The 18742-nt window shown below is 69.5% G+C and carries 15 protein-coding genes and 1 pseudogene; 9 read left to right on the top strand and 7 right to left on the bottom strand.

Annotated features, from left to right (window positions below):
- The first annotated feature begins 87 nt into the window (after positions 1–87).
- The 4 genes from QHF83_RS09975 to QHF83_RS09960 all read left to right on the top strand — a co-directional run bounded on the left by QHF83_RS09975 (position 88) and on the right by QHF83_RS09960 (position 5994).
- The gene (locus QHF83_RS09975; protein ID WP_282417547.1) at positions 88–1533 is read left to right on the top strand and encodes an MFS transporter; all 1446 of its coding nucleotides are present in this window, start codon (positions 88–90) and stop codon (positions 1531–1533) included.
- Positions 1534–1678: 145 nt separating this feature from the next.
- The gene (locus QHF83_RS09970) at positions 1679–2779 is read left to right on the top strand and encodes a hypothetical protein (protein WP_282417546.1); all 1101 of its coding nucleotides are present in this window, start codon (positions 1679–1681) and stop codon (positions 2777–2779) included.
- Between the two features lie 300 nt (positions 2780–3079).
- Positions 3080–4513 (top strand): hypothetical protein, encoded by a 1434-nt coding sequence (locus tag QHF83_RS09965; RefSeq protein WP_282417545.1) that lies wholly within the window; start codon positions 3080–3082, stop codon positions 4511–4513.
- Positions 4514–4578: 65 nt separating this feature from the next.
- The gene (locus QHF83_RS09960; protein WP_282417544.1) at positions 4579–5994 is read left to right on the top strand and encodes a serine/threonine-protein kinase; all 1416 of its coding nucleotides are present in this window, start codon (positions 4579–4581) and stop codon (positions 5992–5994) included.
- 6 nt (positions 5995–6000) lie between these two features.
- Here the strand turns inward: QHF83_RS09960 and QHF83_RS09955 are convergent, their stop codons facing one another.
- A complete protein-coding gene (locus QHF83_RS09955) occupies positions 6001–6546 on the bottom strand; it encodes a hypothetical protein (protein ID WP_282417543.1) in 546 nt (181 codons plus the stop codon).
- Positions 6547–6636: 90 nt separating this feature from the next.
- Between QHF83_RS09955 and priA the strand changes: the two genes are divergently transcribed.
- Entirely contained in the window at positions 6637–8916 is a 2280-nt protein-coding gene (gene priA, locus QHF83_RS09950; RefSeq protein WP_282417542.1) for a primosomal protein N', read from the top strand.
- Here the strand turns inward: priA and QHF83_RS09945 are convergent, their stop codons facing one another.
- Positions 8917–11133, bottom strand: a complete 2217-nt coding sequence (locus tag QHF83_RS09945) for an OmpA family protein (protein WP_282417541.1) — start codon at positions 11131–11133, stop codon at positions 8917–8919.
- Positions 11134–11217: 84 nt separating this feature from the next.
- On the opposite strand from QHF83_RS09945, the gene QHF83_RS09940 reads away from it, so the two are divergent.
- Entirely contained in the window at positions 11218–12420 is a 1203-nt protein-coding gene (locus QHF83_RS09940) for a PAS domain S-box protein (protein WP_282417540.1), read from the top strand.
- 9 nt (positions 12421–12429) lie between these two features.
- Here QHF83_RS09940 and QHF83_RS09935 read toward each other — a convergent pair whose 3' ends face one another.
- Genes QHF83_RS09935 through QHF83_RS09925 form a run of 3 tightly spaced genes read right to left on the bottom strand, consistent with a single transcriptional unit; the run spans position 12430 to position 15341 of the window.
- Entirely contained in the window at positions 12430–13080 is a 651-nt protein-coding gene (locus QHF83_RS09935) for an outer membrane lipoprotein carrier protein LolA (protein WP_282417539.1), read from the bottom strand.
- Positions 13080–14546 (bottom strand): C45 family peptidase, encoded by a 1467-nt coding sequence (locus tag QHF83_RS09930; protein WP_282417538.1) that lies wholly within the window; start codon positions 14544–14546, stop codon positions 13080–13082. The genes QHF83_RS09935 and QHF83_RS09930 overlap by 1 nt, the downstream gene beginning before the upstream one ends.
- A gap of 12 nt (positions 14547–14558) precedes the next feature.
- On the bottom strand, positions 14559–15341 hold the full coding sequence (locus tag QHF83_RS09925; RefSeq protein WP_282417537.1) for a glycosyltransferase family 2 protein: 783 nt from the start codon (positions 15339–15341) through the stop codon (positions 14559–14561).
- Positions 15342–15437: 96 nt separating this feature from the next.
- On the opposite strand from QHF83_RS09925, the gene QHF83_RS09920 reads away from it, so the two are divergent.
- Positions 15438–16043, top strand: a complete 606-nt coding sequence (locus QHF83_RS09920) for a 5-formyltetrahydrofolate cyclo-ligase (RefSeq protein WP_282417536.1) — start codon at positions 15438–15440, stop codon at positions 16041–16043.
- A gap of 155 nt (positions 16044–16198) precedes the next feature.
- Positions 16199–17758: an FG-GAP repeat protein gene (locus tag QHF83_RS09915; RefSeq protein WP_282417535.1), complete on the top strand. Its 1560-nt coding sequence runs from the start codon at positions 16199–16201 to the stop codon at positions 17756–17758.
- Here QHF83_RS09915 and QHF83_RS09910 read toward each other — a convergent pair.
- Positions 17703–18032, bottom strand: coding sequence for a PilZ domain-containing protein (locus QHF83_RS09910; protein WP_282417534.1), 330 nt, complete (start codon positions 18030–18032; stop codon positions 17703–17705). The genes QHF83_RS09915 and QHF83_RS09910 overlap by 56 nt on opposite strands.
- A 127-nt stretch (positions 18033–18159) precedes the next feature.
- Here QHF83_RS09910 and QHF83_RS09905 point away from each other — a divergent pair, with 127 nt between their 5' ends.
- Positions 18160–18336, top strand: a complete 177-nt coding sequence (locus QHF83_RS09905) for a hypothetical protein (RefSeq protein ID WP_272417222.1) — start codon at positions 18160–18162, stop codon at positions 18334–18336.
- Between the two features lie 12 nt (positions 18337–18348).
- Here QHF83_RS09905 and QHF83_RS09900 read toward each other — a convergent pair.
- Positions 18349–18742 (bottom strand): annotated as a pseudogene (locus tag QHF83_RS09900) (hypothetical protein); the annotation flags it as partial.

Below are 18742 nucleotides of genomic sequence, written 5' to 3'. Positions count from 1 at the left end.
GGCGCAGCGTTGCAGGCGTTTCGCGGCGCCGCAACGTGGCTTTACGCGTGCGAACGGAGGGAAGGCTCGGGTAGGATGGGGTCCGTCATGCCCGACTGGCTCAAGAACCTCTTGCCGATCGTGCTCCTGCTCGCGGCGATCGCCGTGGTCATCAGCCGCCTCCCGAAGATCGACCTCGGTCACTCGGAGGCCTTCAAGCGTCGGCGTTTCTTGAACTGGTTCCCCCTCGGGCTCACGTACGCGCTGCTCTACTTCGGCCGCTACAACCTCTCGGCGAACGCGTCGTTGATGGAGAAGATCGGCCTGCTCACGAAGCAGGAGTACGGCGACATCGACGGCGTGGGTTCCATCTTGTACGGCGTGGCCTTCCTCCTGAACGGCCCGCTCACGGATCGATGGGGCGGTCGCGCGACGATCCTCATCGCGGCCGGCGGCTCGGCGCTCATGAACGCGCTGCTCGGCGTGGTCACGATGCGAGCGCAGGCCGGCCAGATGGACCACGGCACCGTCGTCACCGCGATGACCGTGCTCTTCGCGGGGAACATGTATTTCCAGAGCTTCGGCGCCGTCTCGATCGTCAAGGTCAATGCGCCCTGGTTCCACATCCGCGAGCGCGGCGTGCTCGGCGGCGTCTTCGGCATCCTGATCTCGCTCGGCCTCTATTTCGCCTACGACTGGAGCCGCTTCATCGCGAAAGCGATGGGCATGACCGCGGCCTTCATGGTCCCGGCGGCCCTGCTCGTCGGCTTCTTCGTCCTCGACGCGTTCATCATCCGCGATACGCCCGGACAAGCGGGTTTCGCCGATTTCGACACGGCCGACGCGTCGAGCGGGGACACGGGCGAGCCGGTCGGGCTCGCCGAGGTCGCGCGGCGGATGTTCTCCCAGAAGGTCATCTGGATCATCATCGCCATCGAGTTCTGCAGCGGCTTTCTCCGGAACGCCGTCATGAAATGGTACCTCGTCTTCGCCGACAAGACGGGCGTCAAGGAGGGGTTCGTCTCGGCGAACTGGGGCGTCTTGCTCTGCGTGGCGGGCATCCTCGGCGGCATCTTCGCGGGGCTCATCTCCGACCACGTCTTCGAATCGCGCCGCGGCCCGGTCGCGTCGGTCCTTTATGCGGGCCTGCTCGTGGGCGCGGCGGTCACGTTCGCCGTGCTCGGCAGCCCCATCACGGGCTGGGCGGTCGTCTTCATGTCGCTCTGCGTGATCGGCGTGCACGGCATGCTCTCGGGCACCGCGAGCATGGACTTCGGCGGCAAGAAGAACGCAGGCGTGGCGACGGGCATCATCGACGGATTCGTGTATCTCGGCACGGGCTTCCAGTCGCTCCTGTATGCCCGCATCCTGCCCTCCGGCGAGGCTGCGAAGGATCCGGCGAACTGGAAGCAATGGCCCATCGCCATGCTCCCGGTCGCCGCCGTGGGCCTGCTCTTCGCCACGCGCGTGTGGAACGCCAAGCCCAAGGCCGCCGCGGCGCCCGCGAACGCCGAAAAAAAAGCGGAGTCCAAGCCGGAAGTCGCGGCGGCTTGACGGGATAGAGCGGCGTGGGGCCGGCGCTACGGCCGGTGGACCGAGAGACACGGCTCTTCGCGGCGAGATCCCGCGAGCGCCGCGTCTTGCCCCGAAAACGAGGCCCGGCACGGATCGTGATGGTACCGTGCCCGGAGGCTTCGTCATGCGTCTCGGTTCCGCTCTCGCTGCTCTTCTGGTCGTCGTGTCCGCCGTCGGTTGCTCGAAGCGGGAGGCCGCCGTCAAAATCCCCAGCGTAGAGCCCTCCGTCGTCATCGCGCCCGCGCCCGCGCCCGCGGCGCCTTCGCCCGAAAAAGTTCCCGTCATGCCGGGCGACATCGATCCGAGCCTTTTTGCGCACGTCCTCGTCGAGAATGGGAAGACGTACGTCGTCCTCGATGCCAATCCGGACGTCGATCGCTGGGCCCAGGGCGCGCCGACCCTCGTCTCCGACGAATCCCCCGTCGTCACGCGCCGCGAAATCGTGCCCACGGCGCTGCCAGCCTCGCTCGTCCGCCGCATCGGCACGCCCGTCCGCCTGTATGGCCCCCAGGGCGCCGTGTGCGAGGGCAGGCTCGGCCCGATCAGCCTGATCAGCCGCGTCGAGCCCGAGTACAACGTGCGTGAGCAATGGAAGGGCGAGGATTTCGACGGGACGCCGATCCCGCCCGCGAAGCCCGAGCAGATCGCCGAGGAGGCGTGGGACATGGCCGAGGGCGGCCGTTCGCTCGTGGCGGAGCTCGGCGACGTGCAGGGCGATTGCAAGGACGCGATGTTCGCGCGTGACCGCGACCTCGCCCAGGCGCGCCCGTTCACGGTCAAGGACGCGCCCACCGCGCTCGCGACGCGCGCCGCCGCCGAGATGCGAAACCTCGCGGGGTATACGGAGATCGACGAGACCTACCAGAACTCGGGCGTCCAGACGCCCGACGTCCCGTGGGAGCATCTCAACGGCGCGACCCCGACCGTAAAGGTGTTTTCGGGCGAGGGCGCGACCTACGTGTGGCTCGACGCCGACGCCGGCGAGGTTTGCAGCGCGTTCCGGGGGAAACTCACGGCGCTCTGGAAGCTCGAAGGCGGCTCCGGCAAGGACGCTCGTTTCGTGAAGCTCTACGAGGGCGAGGACGACTTCCTCCCGAGCACCCTGGTCCACCTCGATCGCGACGGGTCGCCCTCCTTGCTCGGCTACCAGTCGGTTCTCCGCAAGGGCCCGAGCGGCTTCGCGGTCCGCAGCGTCTCGGTCCCCTACTTCCTCTGCCCCTGCTGACGTTCGGCGAGCCCGCCCACGCCGCGCCCCCGCCTGACGTTCTCGGCTCGTCAGCATCGCGACGGCCCCCCTCGTCAAGACCGTAACGATCCCCCGCCCCGGCCCCCGCCCTCGGCGCCGTTTCCGCGACAAAATACGTGGATCGCGGCTGCTTCGGGTGCGGTACGGTTCCTGCCTTGGATCGCTGCGCCCTCCTCCCCCCGTCATTGACGCCGGGGGCCAGGTGTGAGACGCACCCGAGTCCCTCGGGGCGTCCGCACCGGCGGCGAGGGCGCTCGGTCGATCGTGGAGAAGCACGGCATGAAGCATCGTCTCGGGATCGTCTTTGCCCTCGGCGTGGGGCTCTTTGGGCAGGCCTCGGCGCTGGCGCAGCCGGCGCCGGCCGCGGCAGCGGATCAGGCCGACCCGACCGCGCCGCAGCCCCCGCCTCCCTCCCCGAACCCGGACGCGCCTCCGCCGCCGCCTCCGCCGGGGGATCCGACCGGGGCGCCCGAGCCCCCGCCGCCCGTCGCGCTCCCGCCTTACCTCACGGGCAACACCACGACCCCGCTCAACCCGCCGCCGCCTCCGGCGCCGCCCGGGGGCAACAATGGGACGCTCGCGCCGCCGGGGCCCGGCGCGGACGCGGGCGTGACGCCCAAGACGGCGCCCGCGCGCGTGCGGTGGCGCGGCACGAACTTCAACTGGGGCACGAACGCGACGACGACGGCGCTCGGGCTCGGTCGTGACAACATCGGCAGCGAGGGCGAGCAGGTCTCGATGGGCTTCGGCCTCGTGCTGAACTACTTCGTCCTCGAGCCGAAGCTCCCCGACGGCAAGCCGCGCGGGTATTCGTTCCGCGTGCAGACGGCGCCCGGCTTCGACGTCGAGTTGACGAACAGCGATTTCACCACGACGAAGCGCGAGCCGCTCTTCCGCGACCTGCCCATTCAGGGCATTTTCTCGAAGCCGCTCTGGAGAAGCGAAAACGAGGAATGGGGGCTCAGCATGGCGGTGAACGGCACCGTCCTCTTGCCGACCTCGAAGCTCTCGCACGATCGCGGGGTGTACGTGACGACCTCGCCGCGCGTGTCGGTCTTCGCGCAGGTGCCGATGCGGGGCAAGGACGCGGACTTTTTGAAGAACGTGCTCCTCGGCGTGAGCGCGCGCTGGGATCACCAGTTCACGCGGGCGACGGTCCCGACGAACCCGGACATCCAGCGGCCGCGGCAGACGCTCCAGGGGACCGTGTCGATGTCGGACCAGCTCACGGGCGGCTCGATCGACACGAACAGCCTGCGCACCGGCGCGTTCCTCTTCTTCGACGAGAAGCTCTTCGGTCACACGCTCTGGGTCTTCCTGAGCGGCGGCCTCCAGTATTCGTTCCTCAATCAGCCTCAGGTGAGCGATTGCGTGCAAATCACCACGGGGTGCGCCGACCCGGCCCGCGTCGAGAACCCCACGACGACGCGGTACACGACGAGCTTCGGCGTCGGCGTGAGTTACTTCCCCGCCTCGGAGTGGGGTTTTTCGATCGATTACGGCAATGCCAGTACGCAGATCGGCCTCGACGGAAAGCGTCGTAATCCGTTCTACAGCCCCGACGCCACGCTCAGCGCGAGCCTCATCCTCTCGATCGACGCCATCTACGAGCGCTTGACCGGTCCGTCGCGCGACGAGCCGTTCATCGTCTTCGGCAGCAACAAGAAGACCCGCGGCGTGCCGCAGTCCGCGCAGCGCGAAGTCCTCTTCTAGTCCGCGTCCCGCGTTCGCGCGGTTTCTTGGCCCGTCCCCCGGCCCTCTGGCATGGGGGACGAGTCGTGACCGCCGCGCTCGCTGCCCAACCGACCCCCACGCCCCCGCCCTCCGCCATTCCGTCCTCGCGCCGGAAGCAGCGCGCGAGCCGGCGATTGCCTTGCAAGCTCGGCCCGTACACGCTCTTCGAGCGGATCGGCTACGGCGGCATGGCGAACGTGTATCTCGCGCGCCAGAAGACCGAGTCCGGCGGGCATCGCCTCTGCGTCATCAAGGAGGTCTTGCCGGAGCTCGCGCACGATGCGCGCATGGCGGAGATGCTCGCCGAGGAGGCCCGCATCACGAGCCTGCTCCGCCACGAGAACGTCGTCGAGGTGCACGACCTCGGCCGCGACGGCGAGAGCCTTTACCTCGCGATGGAGTACGTCGAGGGATTCGACCTGCGCGAGCTCTTGCGCCGCGCCGCGGCGGCGAGGGTGCCTTTTCCGGTCGCGTATTCGCTTCTGCTCGTGGGCGACGTGCTGCGCGGCCTCGATTACGCCCATCGATCGAGGGACGAGAGCGGCGCGTCGCACGGGATCGTGCATCGCGACGTTTCGCCGGCGAACGTGCTCGTGAGCTTCGAAGGGGAGGTCAAGCTCTGCGATTTCGGGATCGCGCGGGCGGGCGCGGTGAGCAGCGCGGATACGGCATTCCAGGGCAAAGCCGGGTACATGAGCCCGGAGCAGGCGCGGGGCGAGGCGCTCACCGCGGCCTCGGACGTCTTTGCGGTCGGAATCATCCTGTGGGAGCTGCTCGCGGGCAGGCGTCTTTACAAGGCGCAGCCCGGGGAGTCGCTGCGGGAGGCCTCGCTCCGAGCGGAGATCCCGGCGCTTCCGAGCCGGGGTTTGCCCGAGGAGGAGGAGCTTTTCGGGATCGTGCGGCGCGCGCTCGCCCGGGACACGGACGAGCGGTATTCCACGGCCGCGGCGATGCGAGAGGACCTCGAGGCGTACGCCGCGAAGACGCGCATGATCGCGAATCCGAGCCAGTTCGGCGCGTGGCTCACGCACCATTTCGGCAAGGAAGTGCTCTCCGAGCGGCGGGCGCGGCAGCGCGCGATCGAGGCGATCGAGCGCGGTCCGGTCGCGGTGATCACGCCGATCGGGAAACGCGCGCGGCCGGCGAACGGGAATGCGGCCGAGAAAAACCCGAACCACACGCCGACGCCGCCCACGCAGCGCGTGGTGCCGCGGAAGGAAGGGGTCGCCGACGCGCCCGAGAGCGGCGTGCGGCAGACGAAATCGCTCGATCCGGCGGAGCGGGAGAAGCGGCTCGCGAAGAAGCGGCGCAAGGCGCTGAAAGCGCAGGGAAAGAGCGGCGCCTTGGTGAAGGTCGCGCCGCGCGAGGCGTCGGAGGGCGGATATGCGGGCGCGATTCTGCTGCTCGCGGCGGCGATGGTGGCGGGGCTCGTGATGCTCCAGCTCACGTCGGGCGGCTGACGTGAATCACTCGTCGTCGGGGAACAGCTCGCGAGCCCAGCTGCCGCGGGGATCGGGCCTCCCCAGGCGGGCCACCCCTCGCTCCCGGGGCACCGCGATGCAATGCCCCGCTTCGGCATGCGCAGCGGCGTCTCTTCCGCGACTGCAGAAATAGACGCGCTCCTGGCAGCGGCCGCAGAAGCGCACGGATGCCTCCTCGGTTGGCGCGAGTGTCTCCCAGCGCTCGGGGCATTCGAACGTGAACCGGACGTACTGCTTCTCTTGCTTGGCGCTGCCGCAATTCAGGATCTCGTTGCGGGCGAGGAGATCCGTCCAGTCGCGGGAGACGAGGCCCGAGAGCTCGGTGAATCGCGCGCGGGTCGCCGGATCCTCGGTAGCTCTGTCGTGCAGCGAGACTTCGACCCGCAGCCACTCGGCCCGCTCGGGATCGGTCGCTTCGAGCCGTGCTGCATAGGCGAGCCGCATCCGGCTCGAGAGCGTGCCTTTCATCGCGAACTCGAGCAAGGGCCGTTCCGCCGGATCTGCGAAGTAATCGAGGAGGCCACGCGTCATGCCCCCGAGTTATCACGTTCCGCGCGTGGACGGGCCCGCTCGTCCTCCTGGATGCACGACCCTCGAAAACCTGATACCTCTCCGGCACCCATGCCCCTCCTCTGCGAGGTCGCCGTCCCCGTCCCGCTCGCTCGGGCCTTTTCCTACGAGGTCCCGCCCGCGCTCGCCGCCTCGGTTCGTCCGGGCGCGCGCGTGCTCGTCGAGTTCGGTCGAAAGAAGGTCCTCGGCGTGGTCCTCGCGATGTCCGAGGGCGCGGCGCCCGAGGGCGTGCGGCTCAAGCCCATCGCGGCGGTCGTCGATCCCGAGCCGGTCTTGCCGCCGGAGCTGCTCTCGTTTTTGCGCGAGCTCTCGTCGTATTATTTCGCGCCGATCGGCGAGGTCCTCCGGCTCGCGCTCCCGGCCGTCGAGCGCGAGGACGTGCGCGCGCTCGAAGCGCAGGGGGAGCTGCCCGGCACGCTCTCGCGCGTGAAGCAGGTGGGCGGGCGCAAGATCGCGTACGCGCGGCCGACGGACGCCGTGGAGGAGCCGGGGGTCTTGCGCGGGCAGGCCGCGTCGGTGCTCGCGCTCTTGCGGTCGAACGGGGAAATGCCCATCGCGCGGCTCGAAGAGAAATTCGGCAATGCGCGGGCCGCGGTGAAGAAGCTCGCCTCGCTCGGGCTCGTGGTGACGGAGGAGCGGGAGCCGCCGCGGGACGCGTTTTTCGCGAGGCCCGAGCCGCGCGACGAGCCGCCGGCGTTGAACGAGGCGCAAAGCGCGGCCGAGGCGCGGATCGAGGAGGCGCTGCAGGGGCTTGGGGCGCAGAAATCGGCGTCATTTCTGCTTTTCGGCGTGACGGGGTCCGGAAAAACCGAGGTGTATCTGCGGGCCATTGCGGGCTGCCTCGCGCGTGGTCGCGGAGCGATCGTGATGGTGCCCGAGATCGCGCTCACGCCGCAGCTCGTGGCCCGGTTCCGGGCGCGGTTCGGCGACGATCTCGCGGTCTTGCACAGCGGTTTGTCGGAGGCGGACCGGCACGCGATGTGGAAACGCGTGCGGACCGGGGCCGTGCGCGTGGCGATCGGGGCGCGCTCGGCGATCTTCGCGCCCGTCGCGAACCTCGGGCTCATCCTCGTGGACGAGGAGCACGACGGCTCGTTCAAGCAGGAGGAGGGCGTGCGGTACCACGCCCGCGACATGGCCCTGCTGCGCGCGCACCGCGCTTCCGCCGTGGCCGTGCTCGGCTCGGCGACGCCTTCGCTCGAATCGGTGCACCTCGTGCGTCAGGGCAAACTCGTCGAATTGCGCCTGCCCGACCGCGCGCACCGGGAGGCGACGTTGCCCGAGGTGACGACGGTCGACCTGCGTCGCATCGGTGCGGGGCCGACGGGGAACAAGCTCATCTCGCTGCCTTTGCATCGCGCGCTCGAAAAGACGCTCGCGGCGGGGGAGCAGGTGATCCTGTTCCTCAATCGACGCGGCTTCGCGCCGAGCGTCGTGTGCGAGTCGTGCGGGCACGTGGCGACGTGCCTCGCTTGCTCGGTGGCGCTCACGTTCCACCGGGCGCGAGGCGGGCGCATGCGGTGCCATTATTGCGACTGGGAAGGGCCGATGCCCGCGGCGTGCTCGGAATGCAAGGCGCCCGCGCTCGCGCTCGAAGGGCTCGGGACCGAGCGGCTCGAAGAGACGATCGCGGAGGCGTTTCCCACGGCGCGCGTGGCGCGGCTCGATCGGGACGTGGCCGACGGCGCGAAGGCAGAGGCGATCCTCGCGAAGATGCGGGCGGGCGAGATCGACGTGCTCGTGGGTACGCAAATGGTCACGAAGGGGCACGACCTCGGCAACGTGACGCTCGTCGGCGTGCTCAATGCGGACGCGGCGCTCTCCTTGCCGGATTTTCGCGCGTCGGAGCGAGGATTTCAGCTCCTCGTGCAGGTCGCGGGGCGCGCCGGGCGGCGGGATCGTCCGGGCCGGGTGATCATCCAGACGCGCAATCCCGAGCAGCCCGCGGTGCAATTCGCGAAGCGGCACGACGTGAGCGCGTTTTTGGAGCACGAGCTCGCCGATCGGGCGGAGGTCGGGTATCCGCCCTTTTCGCGATTGACGCTCTTCCGGGTCGACGCGCTCGACGAGGAGGTGGCGCGGCGCGCGGCGGGCGTGATCGCGGCGCACGCGAAGACCTCGCCCGAGGGGCAATCGCGCGTGGTCGAGGTCCTCGGCCCCGCGGCGGCGCCGCTCGCGCGCCTGCGAGGCCGGTACCGATTCCGGGTTCTTTTGCGCGCCAAGGATCGCCGCGCGCTCCGGGCCGCGACTGCGGTGGCGGCGGCGGCGATCGCGGAAATCGATCGGCGCGTCCGGGTCGTGGTGGACGTCGACCCCGTGGCGATGCTCTGATCAGGGTTTTTCCTTGTCCGCCTTCGCGTCCTCCTCGATGACGAGGTCGCGCACGGCATCGTCGAGCTCGGCACGGGCGATGGCCGCGTCGTCGCTGCGCTGGGTGATCTTCACCGCGAGCTCGTCGCCGTTCTTCGTCACGCTTTCGAGCCGCTCGAGCAGCATCTTGCGGAGCTTTTCGGCCTGGGGCGTCTTCTCGATGGCCTTGACGTTTTCCCGGAGCTCCACGGCGCGATCGATGGCCTCCTGCCGCTTTTCTCGCAATCGGCCGAGCTCGTCGTTCGCGGCGCCGAGGGCGCGGCGGAGCTCGACGATGCGCGCCATTCGTTTTTGCGTGTCCGCGGGCAGCGCCGAGCCCTTCAGGTACAGCGCGAGCCGCTCGCCGTCGGCCGTGAGCACGAGCCATTGCCGCTCGACGGGGCGCGCCTCCTCGATGACGATCTTCAGGGGCTTTTGCGGGGTGAGCGCGACGCGGATGAAATAGGCATCGGGGTTCTTTTCAGTGCCCTCGGGCAGCGCGAGCGGCTCGTAGCCGGGCGTCCGCGGGTGCCGCAGGACGAGCGTGTTCGGCACGTTGTGGCCGGGCTCGACCTCGTACGTGGTCACGAGCCGCTGCCGGTCCGTGACGCGCAGGACGCCGCGCGCGAGGGCCACGATACGCAAGGGTTCGTCGAGGGACATCCGGCCTTGCGAGACGCGCGTCGAATTGTCGACGGCGTACGGGATGGTCGAGCGTTCGCCCGGAAGGAGGCGCGTGATCACGCCTTCGCCGACGAACGTGCCGCCCGAGAAGATCGAGACAGAGCCGGGTTGCAGCCCGATGTCGCTCTTGTTTTCGATCTCGGCCGCGCGGAAGGGGTGCGTCGCGCTTTGTGGCGCCGCGGGGTCGGGGCGATAAAGCAGGACGTCGTCGCCGTTCATTGGGCGATTGATGAGCGTGATCAGCGCCGACGATTTTTTCGCGAGGGTGACGGGGTTCGCGATCTGGTACCGATAGCTGCCGCTCGAAGCGTCGATGCGGCCCGCGCCCTCGGGCATCCGCGCGAGCGCCTCCGTCGTGATCGGCGAGGTCGTCCCCGTCGTGGTGTTCGTGGCCTCCCGCTTCACCTGATCGGCGACGTTGAATGCGACGCGCCGATTTTTCGCGCGCCCCTGCTCCGTCGTATTGCTGTCCAAGGGCCGGTCCGCGCCGTACGAGCGAATCGAGAGCCGCATGCCTGGGACACCCCGCTTGACCAGCGCAGCTCGCACGGCCGAGGCGCGGCGCGTCGCGAGATCGGGCGGGCTCGTCTCGTCGGTCGAGGTGTGCCCCTCGATTTCGAGGAGCGTGATCCACGGGTTTTCGAGGAGCACCTTCGCGACCTCGTCGAGGAGCGGATGACTCGCGGGCTTCACGGTATCGGAGCCCCTGTCGAAGAGGACCTGCGGGAGGATCTTGAGCTCGCTCGAGACGAGGCGCACGAGCGAGGGGCAGCCGGCGCGCATGGGATCGGCATTCGGGGCCCCGCGTTCATGGGGACAAGCGTCCTCGCGATCGAGGATGCCGTCGGCGTCGGTGTCGCGGCCGGCGACATTCTCGGCGAGCACGGGGCCGACGGCGCCGCCCTGCGGGCCGTAAATGCCCTTGAGCTCGGGCCTTTCGATCATCGTGGGCGAGCGGAGATCGGAGCTGTACGAGAGCGGCGCGCCCGTGGCGAGCGTGACGCGCACCTCGTTCCAGTCCTCGTCGCCGACGTTGTCGATGAGCGCCCACGCTTGCAGGAGCGCGCGGCGGTCCTTTTGCTCCTTCGTCGGGAGGATGATGCGATACGTGGCTTTCCAGGCGGCCGTGGGGACGGCGTACGCAATGGAGACGGGGCGCGACGGGCGCGGGGAGAAGACGAGCTCGAGCTCGGTCGGCTCCTCGGGCGATTCGCCGCGGCCCGAGCGCGGCAAACGGGCGCTGACGGTCGAGGGCGTCTCGTTCGGGCCGAGCCCCTCCTCGATGACGACGACGCTCTTCAGGACATCGTCGACCTCCCGCTCGCGAAACCGGAGCGCGAGTTTGTCCGAGGACATCTCGCCGGTGCGTTCGAAGTAGCCGAGGCCATTCTGGTAGAGGACGACGTGGCGCAGGCGCAGGCCCTTCGAGGGGCCGTGGGCGAGCGGAGCGGCGCAGGCCGTGAGGAAGATCGGGGCGAAGAGGAGCGCCCGGATCGAGAGCGAGAGAGCGCGCATGTGCGAAGCCTACTACGGTTTTACAGTCTTTCGTGGTCAAAATGGCGTTTTCAAACGCCGCGGCGCGTCCTATATGGGCCGCTCATGTCGCACGCTTCCCCGCACGCTGCCGTCCTTGGATCGCTGCTCCCCCGGCGTGAAGCCATCCTGGAAGAGGTCCGCCGGGACCTCGACGATCGCGCCTCGCGCGGAGGGACGAATGCGCCCGCCGCGATCGTCGACCCGCTCGTGGACGGGTTTTTTCGCGCGGCCGAGGCCGGGGACGCGGAGGCCGCGGCGGCGACATTGCGCGAAATGCTGGAAACCACGGGAATTCCGCTCGATGGTGAGATCCTCGCGCTCGAAGTCGTGCGTCGCGCCCTCGTTCGTCACGTCCTCGCGTCGGGCGAGCTCGCGGTCGGCAGCGCGGCGGCGTCCTTCGTGGAGGACGTGGTGGAGCGTGTCTCGACGTCGCTCGCGAGGCAATCCGTGGCGGCCCTCGGGCAGACGCGTCACGCGCTCGAACATCACGATTGGATGTTCCAGAATCTGCCGACGATCATGCATTCGATCGACGCAGAAGGGCGGATCAGCGCGGTGAACGATCGATGGATCGAGGCGATGGGATACACGCGGGACGAGGCGCTCGGGCGGCGCTCGACGGAGTTTTTGACGCCGGCGTCGGCTCGGTATGCGCGCGAGGTCGTCCTGCCCGCGTTTTTCGAGACAGGCCGATGCGACAACGTGCTGTATCAGTTCGTCCGCAAGGACGGATCGCTCCTCGACGTGATGCTCTCGGCGATCGCCGACCGGGACGATGCAGGAAATGTGATCCGGTCGCAGGCGGTGCTGACGGACGTGACGGAGCGGCTCGCGGCGGAGCGGGCGGCGCAGGCGGCGGCCGCGCAGGAAGAGACGATCCGGGCGCAAAGGGAGATGCTGCGGGCGATTTCGACGCCGCTCGTGCCGCTCGGCGACGGCGTTCTGTTGATGCCGCTCGTGGGGACCATGGACTCCACGCGGGCCGAGCAAATGATGGCGGCGCTGCTCGACGGCGTGGTGACGCACGCGGCCGAGGTCGCGATTCTCGACGTGACGGGCGTGCCGTCGGTGGACGCGGCCGTGGCGGAGGCGCTCGTCCGCGCGACGAAAGCGGTGGGGCTGCTCGGCGCGAGGGTCGTGCTGACGGGCCTCGGGCCATCCGCGGCCCACGCGCTGGTGGAGCTCGACATGGGGCTCGGCGGGATGACGACGAAAGCGACGTTGCGGGATGGGCTCGCCGCGGCGCGGAAGCGCGCGCGGCATTGAGAGGATTCGTCAGCTCTTCGGCGGCGTCATCTTCGCCGGGTCGACCGTGACGTCGCGCTTCTGCTTGCCGAATCGAATGACGCTCTGATCGCCGCTCTGCTCCTCGATCGTGACCTCGCTGATCGTCCAGAGCTCGATGCCGAGTCGCATTTCGAGGCGCTTCACGTGCTTCTTCACGTCCTCGGCCCGGGGGACGGCGCGGAGCGTGATGCCGTCTTTTTTGCTGGGAATGCTGAGGTCGTAGCGGGCGCGGAGTTTTTCGAGGTCGCCGCCCATCAGGATCATGAGATCACCGAGCACCGCGCCGAACCGGCCCGCCGCGGCCTTGCCGACGCTCGCCGCGCCGCGCGGGGTCGCGAAGGAAAAACCCTCGGGGCCGACCCAGTACGTGACCGCGTCCGGGGGCAAGAGCTCCCAGCGCAATCGATCGGGGCGAACCATGGTCATCTCGCCGGCGCTCTTCACGGCCGTCGCGAGCAGGCCAATCGTGCGCTCCTGCTCGAAGGGGCCGACGAGCGTCTTGAGGTCCGCGCGCGCCTTCGCGATCCGGCCGAGGACCTCGGAGACCTCGTCGGCATGGGCCTGTCCGGCAAGGGTCGCGGGGACGAGGAGCGCGCCCGAGGCGGCGAGGGCATTTCGAAGGAAATCACGTCGATCCATCACAGCTCTCCATGATGCGGTTTGCCCGCTTTTTCCCAGGCCTCGTAGTCCGGAGACCGGTAGAGCGGATCCTCGGGGGCGGTGACGAGCGGCTCGTCATCCTTGGGTTCGTAGCCCGATTCGAGGAGCCGGGCGACGTCGAACCGCACGAAACGGCCGAGCAGGTGCGGGCCTTCGCTGACCCAGAGGACACGCGCCGTCGTGTCCATGACGACGGCGTGCGTGGCGATGAGGGCGTCGAGGGCGCGGCGATGGCCGATCGGGAGGGGCGCTCCGCCGAGGCCATTTTTGTCGCGCAGAACGCCCATCACGCGTTCGACGGACGCGGCCGGCGGGAGATTCGACAGGAGCTCGTCGAGGCGCTCGCGGCGCGGGTGCGTGGAGGTCGTGGCCTCGACGCGCTTGTTCGCGGGGTCGCCGGCGAGCGGGCCTTCGAGGTGGTTCGTGAGCGGGACTTTTCCGCGTCCACGACGGACGTGGATCGGCTCGCCCGGGGCGCGCTCGACGATCGCGACGTCGCCTTTGGCGTCGGTGAGCATGATCATGTGCGAGACCATGGGCGACCGGTCGCGCAGGAGGTCGATGGCCTCGGCGGTGGTGCGGGCGCGGGCGAGGAGGTCGCGGGTGGTGTGGACGACGGGCTCGCCGACGCTCCGAGGCTCGCGGGCGCGGGCGCCGTGGACGACGAGCGCGAGGCCCTCGGCGTTCATGCCGCTGACGGCGCCGATGAGGCCGGGCCAGGCGACGGAGGCGTACGGAATGCGGCCTTCTTCGCGGACGAGGAAGACGGCCTTGCCGGTGTCGAAGATGCTGCCCGCCTCGAAATCGAAATTGCGGGCGAGGACGGTGTGGCCGTCCTCGAAGGCGCCGTCGCCGAGGGCGAAGCTCGTGCAGCCGATGAGCGGCGAATGCTCGAAGGAGAGGGCGATGTCGTAGAGGGAATGCAAAAAGACGAAGCGATGGTAGGTCGAGAGGAAGCCGTCGTAAGGGTCGGGCGAGAAGCCGCGGGCCTGGGCGGCGATCTCGCGGCGGCGTTCGTCCTGCATGCCCTGGTCGACGTGGCGGAATTCGAGGCGGCTCAGGTCGACGAGGAGCCAGCGGAGGGGCGGGACGGGGACGTAATGGCTGAACTGGTCGTAGAGCGTGCCCTCGTTCTCGACCATTTCGCGATAGAGGAGGCGCGCGTGCTGGTGGCCGATCTCCTCGGGGGTGCCGGCGAGGCGGACTTCGAGGATCGCGCCGCGTTTTCGAGCATACGCGGGGCCGAGGACGCGCAGGCCGGGGCGCGTTTCGACGGCGTCGCCGGTCGTTTGGGCAATGGCCGGGGGCTCGATGCGCGTGCCGGCGAGGATTGCAACGTGGGCGAGGGTCGGGACGACGACGAGGAGGACGAAGACGACGAGGAGCCGCCGTTTCCAGCGCGCGCGGGCCTTGGGGGCGGGCTTTTTCGGGTCTTCTTGGGTCACGGCGCCTCGGACTCAGAGCTCCTGGGCGCTCTCGCGGGGCGATTCCCGCGAGGGCCGCGAGGGTTTGGCCGGGGGGGCGGGGGGCGGCGCCGGGGGAATCGTGACGGGGGCGAGCCTCGATTCGGCGATGGTGGTGACGACACGGAAGACGATGCGCGCCGGGTCGCGGACGCTGTGGAAATGGGTGATGCGCTCGTGCTCCGGCGGATACACGACGTCCATCGGGACCTCGACGATGCGGACGCCGGCCGCAATGGCGCGGAGGATGATCTCGGCCTCGAAGGCATACCCGTCGTCGCGGGCGCCGAGCGAGAGCGTGGTCTGGATCGGATAACGGCGCAGGCCGCATTGCGTGTCGGCGAGGGGGCGGCCGCTGAAGAGCGAGAGGAAGAAGTTCGAGATGCGGTTCGACATCTGGTTCGCGCGCGGCGCGCCGGCCTTGACGAGGTCACGCACGCCGAGGACGAGGGCGCGCGGGTCAGGGTCGACGAAGGCGACGCGGTGCGCCTCGGCCGGCGGATGCTGGGCGTCGGCGTCGAGGGTGACGGCGACGTCGAAGCCGCGGCGCAAGGCGTGGGTCATGCCGGTGCGGAGGGCCGCGCCCTTGCCGCGATTGTTGGGGTGCGACAAAACGGTGGCGCCGGCCGCGCGGGCGAGGTCGGCCGTGCCGTCGGTGGAGCCGTCGTCGACGACGAAGACGGCGGAGGGGTCGGGCCAGAGGGCGCGCGTGGCGCGGACGACCTCGGCGACGGTTCGGGCGGCCTGATAAGCGGGGATGATCGCGCAAGGACGCATCGGTTCGAGAACCGTTACCACGGCAGGGGCGCGCGGGGGAGCGCCGCGCAGGACACCGGCGTGCGTGGGGTGGACGTTCGGGGTAGGGTGCCCGCGATGGAAGACTTCGATCCCGAGGCGATGCGGGTGCTGCGTTACCGCGCGAAGGGGGTGCTGCGGCAACGGATGCGGGCGCTCCGGAACTCGATCCCGCGTGAGTCCTTGGCCGAGCGGTCAGCGAAGATCCGCGCGGGGCTGCTCGCGCGGCCGGAGCTCGCCGGAGCGCGGACGGTCGCGCTTTTCTGGCCGATCCTGAAGCGCGGCGAGGTGGACCTCAGGCCGCTCGTCCCGGAGCTGCGGGCGCGGGGCGTCGTCGTGGCATTTCCTTCGATCCACCCGGAGACGCGGGTGATGACGTTCCGGATCCCCGCCGAACCGGAGGCGATGGAGGAGCACGGGCTCGGCTTTCAGGAGCCCCGGCTCACGGAGCCGGAGGCGGCGGAGGTCGACGTGGTGGTGGTGCCGGCGCTCGGCGTGGACGGGGAGGGGAACCGGATCGGGTATGGCGCGGGGTATTACGATCGAACGATCCCGCGATTCTGTCCGCCGGGGGTGGCGATTGGCGTGGCGTACGATTTTCAGGTGTTATCGGAGGTGCCGGTGACGGAGGGCGACGTGCCGCTGCCGGTTGTCGTGACGGACGAACGGGTGCTCGAAACCTGAGCCGGGACGTCTCCGGCGGAAGGGGAGCGCTCGCCAGGATTTTGTGTGAATCCCGCGAGTCGGGTGGTCACGCGCGCTCCGTGGTGTAAACCTAGCGCGTTTTGATTTCCGGGAATCACACGCGGAGCGCCCGCGCGTGATGCTGGGGGAGACACATGCGCACCATTTCTTCCGTGCTGTGCCGCGGGCTCGTCCCGCTTTTGTGGCTCGTCGCCGGTTGCGGGGCCGATGGGTCCGAGCGCACCGGAGTCGCGGCCAATACGCTGGAATGGAACCCGGGCGACAAGCTCATGGCGCCCGAGGGGATGAAAGAAGCAGAGTTCGGCGTGGCGATCGCGATCGATGGTGACACCGCGATCGTCGGTGCGCCCTCCGACGACGGAATCGCGGAGAACGCCGGCGCGGCGCAGATCTTCGTACGAAAAGACGGCGTCTGGGTCCCGGAACAGAAGCTCGTCGCCTCCGATGCAGAGGCGACGGATGCATTCGGTTATTCCGTGGCGATCGCGGGCGACATCGCGATCGTCGGCGCGCCGAACGGTGACGACCAGGCCGAAAATGCGGGCGCGGCGTACGTCTTCGTGCGCGAGGGCGGGGCCTGGAAGGAGCAGCAGAAGCTCGTCTCGCTGAACCCGGAGATGATTGGCTCGTTCGGCACGTCGGTGGCGATCGTGGGCACGATCGCGCTCGTCGGCGCGAGCCGCGAGGACGGGGTCGGATTCGATTCCGGCGCGGCGTACATCTTCGTTCGGGACGCGTCCGGGAATATGTGGGGCCTGCAAAAGGTGCTGTTGCCGGCAGACGGGACGCCGAGCCATTTCGGCGCGTCGGTCGCGCTCTCGGCGAACGCCGCGGTGGTCGGGGCGCCGCGGGACAACGCCGGTATGCCGGTCCCGGTCGGTGCGGCATACGTCTTCGATCGGGCCGAGGGCGCCTGGCCGCTCGAACAGATTCTCGCGGCGGACGACGCGGGCGAGCAAGACTATTTCGGAATTTCCGTGGCGATCTCGGGAGACACGGCGCTCGTGGGCGCGGCGGGGGACGACGACGTCGCCGAGGACGGCGGCGCGGCGTATGTGTTTTCGCGGGTGGACAAGCTCTGGAGCGCGCCGCAGAAGCTCGTGCCCTCCGCGGCGGAGGAATACGGCAGGTTCGGAATGGCGACGTCGATCTCGGGCGACGTGGCGCTCGTGGGGACTTATCTCACCGGGCCGAACGTGACGGGTGCTGGGTCGGCGTACGTATTCGTGCGCGAGGACGGCGTCTTTGCCCCGGATCATCGGCTCCTCGCGTCGGACGGGGCCGACGGCGATTTCTTCGGCATCGCGGTCGCGGTCTCCGTGGACACAGTGCTCGTCGGCGCCCCGGGCGATGATAACGACAAGGGCGAGAATGCCGGAGCGGTGTATTCGTTCGGGGCGCTGGTCGCGTCGGGGCCGAACGGCGCCGGCGGAATGGGCGGCGTGGACGTCGTCGGCGTCGGCGGCGCGGGCGGCGCGGGCGCGGGCCCGAATCAGGCGACCATCGGCGACGACGGCGTGATGATGACGGGCGGCTGCGCCTGCTCCGCCGCGGGCGAGAACGAGGCCGAACGGGGCGTGATGGCCGCAATGGCGGCGCTCGGAATCGTGCTCGTCGTCGGGCGGCGGCGCTCGGGCCTCAATGCAACGGGTCGCCGAGGACCTTCTTGCGATCGAGCTGCTCGGCGAGGGTGAGCCGGTCGGCGTCGTTCATCGAGACGAATCGAATCGCCTGCAGCCGGTCCTTCGACCAGATCGGACGGCCGCGCAGGCGAATCGGTCGGCCCGCGCCGACGTCCAGCTCGAACGCGGTGACCATGCCGAGTTCTCGATCCACGAGCGCCCGCGGCCTTTCGAAGACGAGCCCGCTCACCGAGAGGTCGACGGCGCGGCACGCGTGGCGATGCCCATCCACGATGGCAACCAGGGGATAGTCGCACTGCGCGCGAGGGCCGATCCGTCGTTCCATGAGAAGGTCCGTCTGCCCGATACGGGAAGCAGATCGGAAGGGCCAAATTTTCGCCGTCGCCCGTGCGCCGCCCCCCGAGCGGCAAATCGCCCCATTTGGGCTAGGATCGCGCCGAGGAGGATCCGGAATGCCCACGTGCCGCGAGTGCGACAACGAGGTCGACGAGCTGAAGACGGTCAAGGTCGGGACCAAGAAGAAGAAGATGTGCGAGGACTGCGCCGACCGCGTCGCCCAGGAAGGCGCGATCGCCGAGGAGAGCGAGGCCGTCGTGCAAGGAATGATGGGCTTCAAGGGGCGGCGGTAGCCGCGCGTCCCCTCATCGCATGATCTGATCGATCTCGTTCGAGGTCGCGTCCGCGAGGCCCTTCGCGAGCTTCTTCGGGTCGAGCTCGACCGCGATCGCGACGGCGTCGGGCGCATGCGTGGGCAGCGGCGCCGTCACGGGCACGTCGAGGCCGAGCAGATGGCCGAACGAGCCCTCGGCGAGGTCCCTCCACGACGCCGCGAGCTCCTCGGACGCCGCCTCGCCGGTGCGGGAAAAGTCGCCGGCGACGGCGATGGACAGCAAGATGCCCTCGCGTGCGCTCGGCCTCGCGGCGGCGCCGATGGCCGTGGCCGCGGCGAGCAGGCCTCGCGCGCCCCGCGCGAGCTCGCCCTCGAACGGGCCGAGCGCGAACGCGCGGGCCGGCGCGGGGCCGAGGCGCTCGGCG

Origin of the sequence: Polyangium sp. 15x6 (genome assembly GCF_029960785.1) — a bacterium.
Classification (GTDB): Bacteria; Myxococcota_A; Polyangia; order Polyangiales; family Polyangiaceae; genus Polyangium.
This window is presented reverse-complemented; position numbering and strand designations above follow the sequence as displayed.

What these genes read in the sequence shown, in the direction of transcription:
- QHF83_RS09905 (WP_272417222.1), top strand. Translation starts at nt 18,160, where the DNA reads ATGCCCACGTGCCGCGAGTGCGACAACGAGGTCGACGAGCTGAAGACG.
- QHF83_RS09965 (WP_282417545.1), top strand. Translation starts at nt 3,080, where the DNA reads ATGAAGCATCGTCTCGGGATCGTCTTTGCCCTCGGCGTGGGGCTCTTT.
- QHF83_RS09910 (WP_282417534.1), bottom strand. Translation starts at nt 18,032, where the DNA reads ATGGAACGACGGATCGGCCCTCGCGCGCAGTGCGACTATCCCCTGGTT.
- QHF83_RS09920 (WP_282417536.1), top strand. Translation starts at nt 15,438, where the DNA reads ATGGAAGACTTCGATCCCGAGGCGATGCGGGTGCTGCGTTACCGCGCG.
- QHF83_RS09970 (WP_282417546.1), top strand. Translation starts at nt 1,679, where the DNA reads ATGCGTCTCGGTTCCGCTCTCGCTGCTCTTCTGGTCGTCGTGTCCGCC.
- priA (WP_282417542.1), top strand. Translation starts at nt 6,637, where the DNA reads ATGCCCCTCCTCTGCGAGGTCGCCGTCCCCGTCCCGCTCGCTCGGGCC.
- QHF83_RS09945 (WP_282417541.1), bottom strand. Translation starts at nt 11,133, where the DNA reads ATGCGCGCTCTCTCGCTCTCGATCCGGGCGCTCCTCTTCGCCCCGATC.
- QHF83_RS09915 (WP_282417535.1), top strand. Translation starts at nt 16,199, where the DNA reads ATGCGCACCATTTCTTCCGTGCTGTGCCGCGGGCTCGTCCCGCTTTTG.
- QHF83_RS09955 (WP_282417543.1), bottom strand. Translation starts at nt 6,546, where the DNA reads ATGACGCGTGGCCTCCTCGATTACTTCGCAGATCCGGCGGAACGGCCC.
- QHF83_RS09925 (WP_282417537.1), bottom strand. Translation starts at nt 15,341, where the DNA reads ATGCGTCCTTGCGCGATCATCCCCGCTTATCAGGCCGCCCGAACCGTC.
- QHF83_RS09935 (WP_282417539.1), bottom strand. Translation starts at nt 13,080, where the DNA reads ATGGATCGACGTGATTTCCTTCGAAATGCCCTCGCCGCCTCGGGCGCG.
- QHF83_RS09975 (WP_282417547.1), top strand. Translation starts at nt 88, where the DNA reads ATGCCCGACTGGCTCAAGAACCTCTTGCCGATCGTGCTCCTGCTCGCG.
- QHF83_RS09940 (WP_282417540.1), top strand. Translation starts at nt 11,218, where the DNA reads ATGTCGCACGCTTCCCCGCACGCTGCCGTCCTTGGATCGCTGCTCCCC.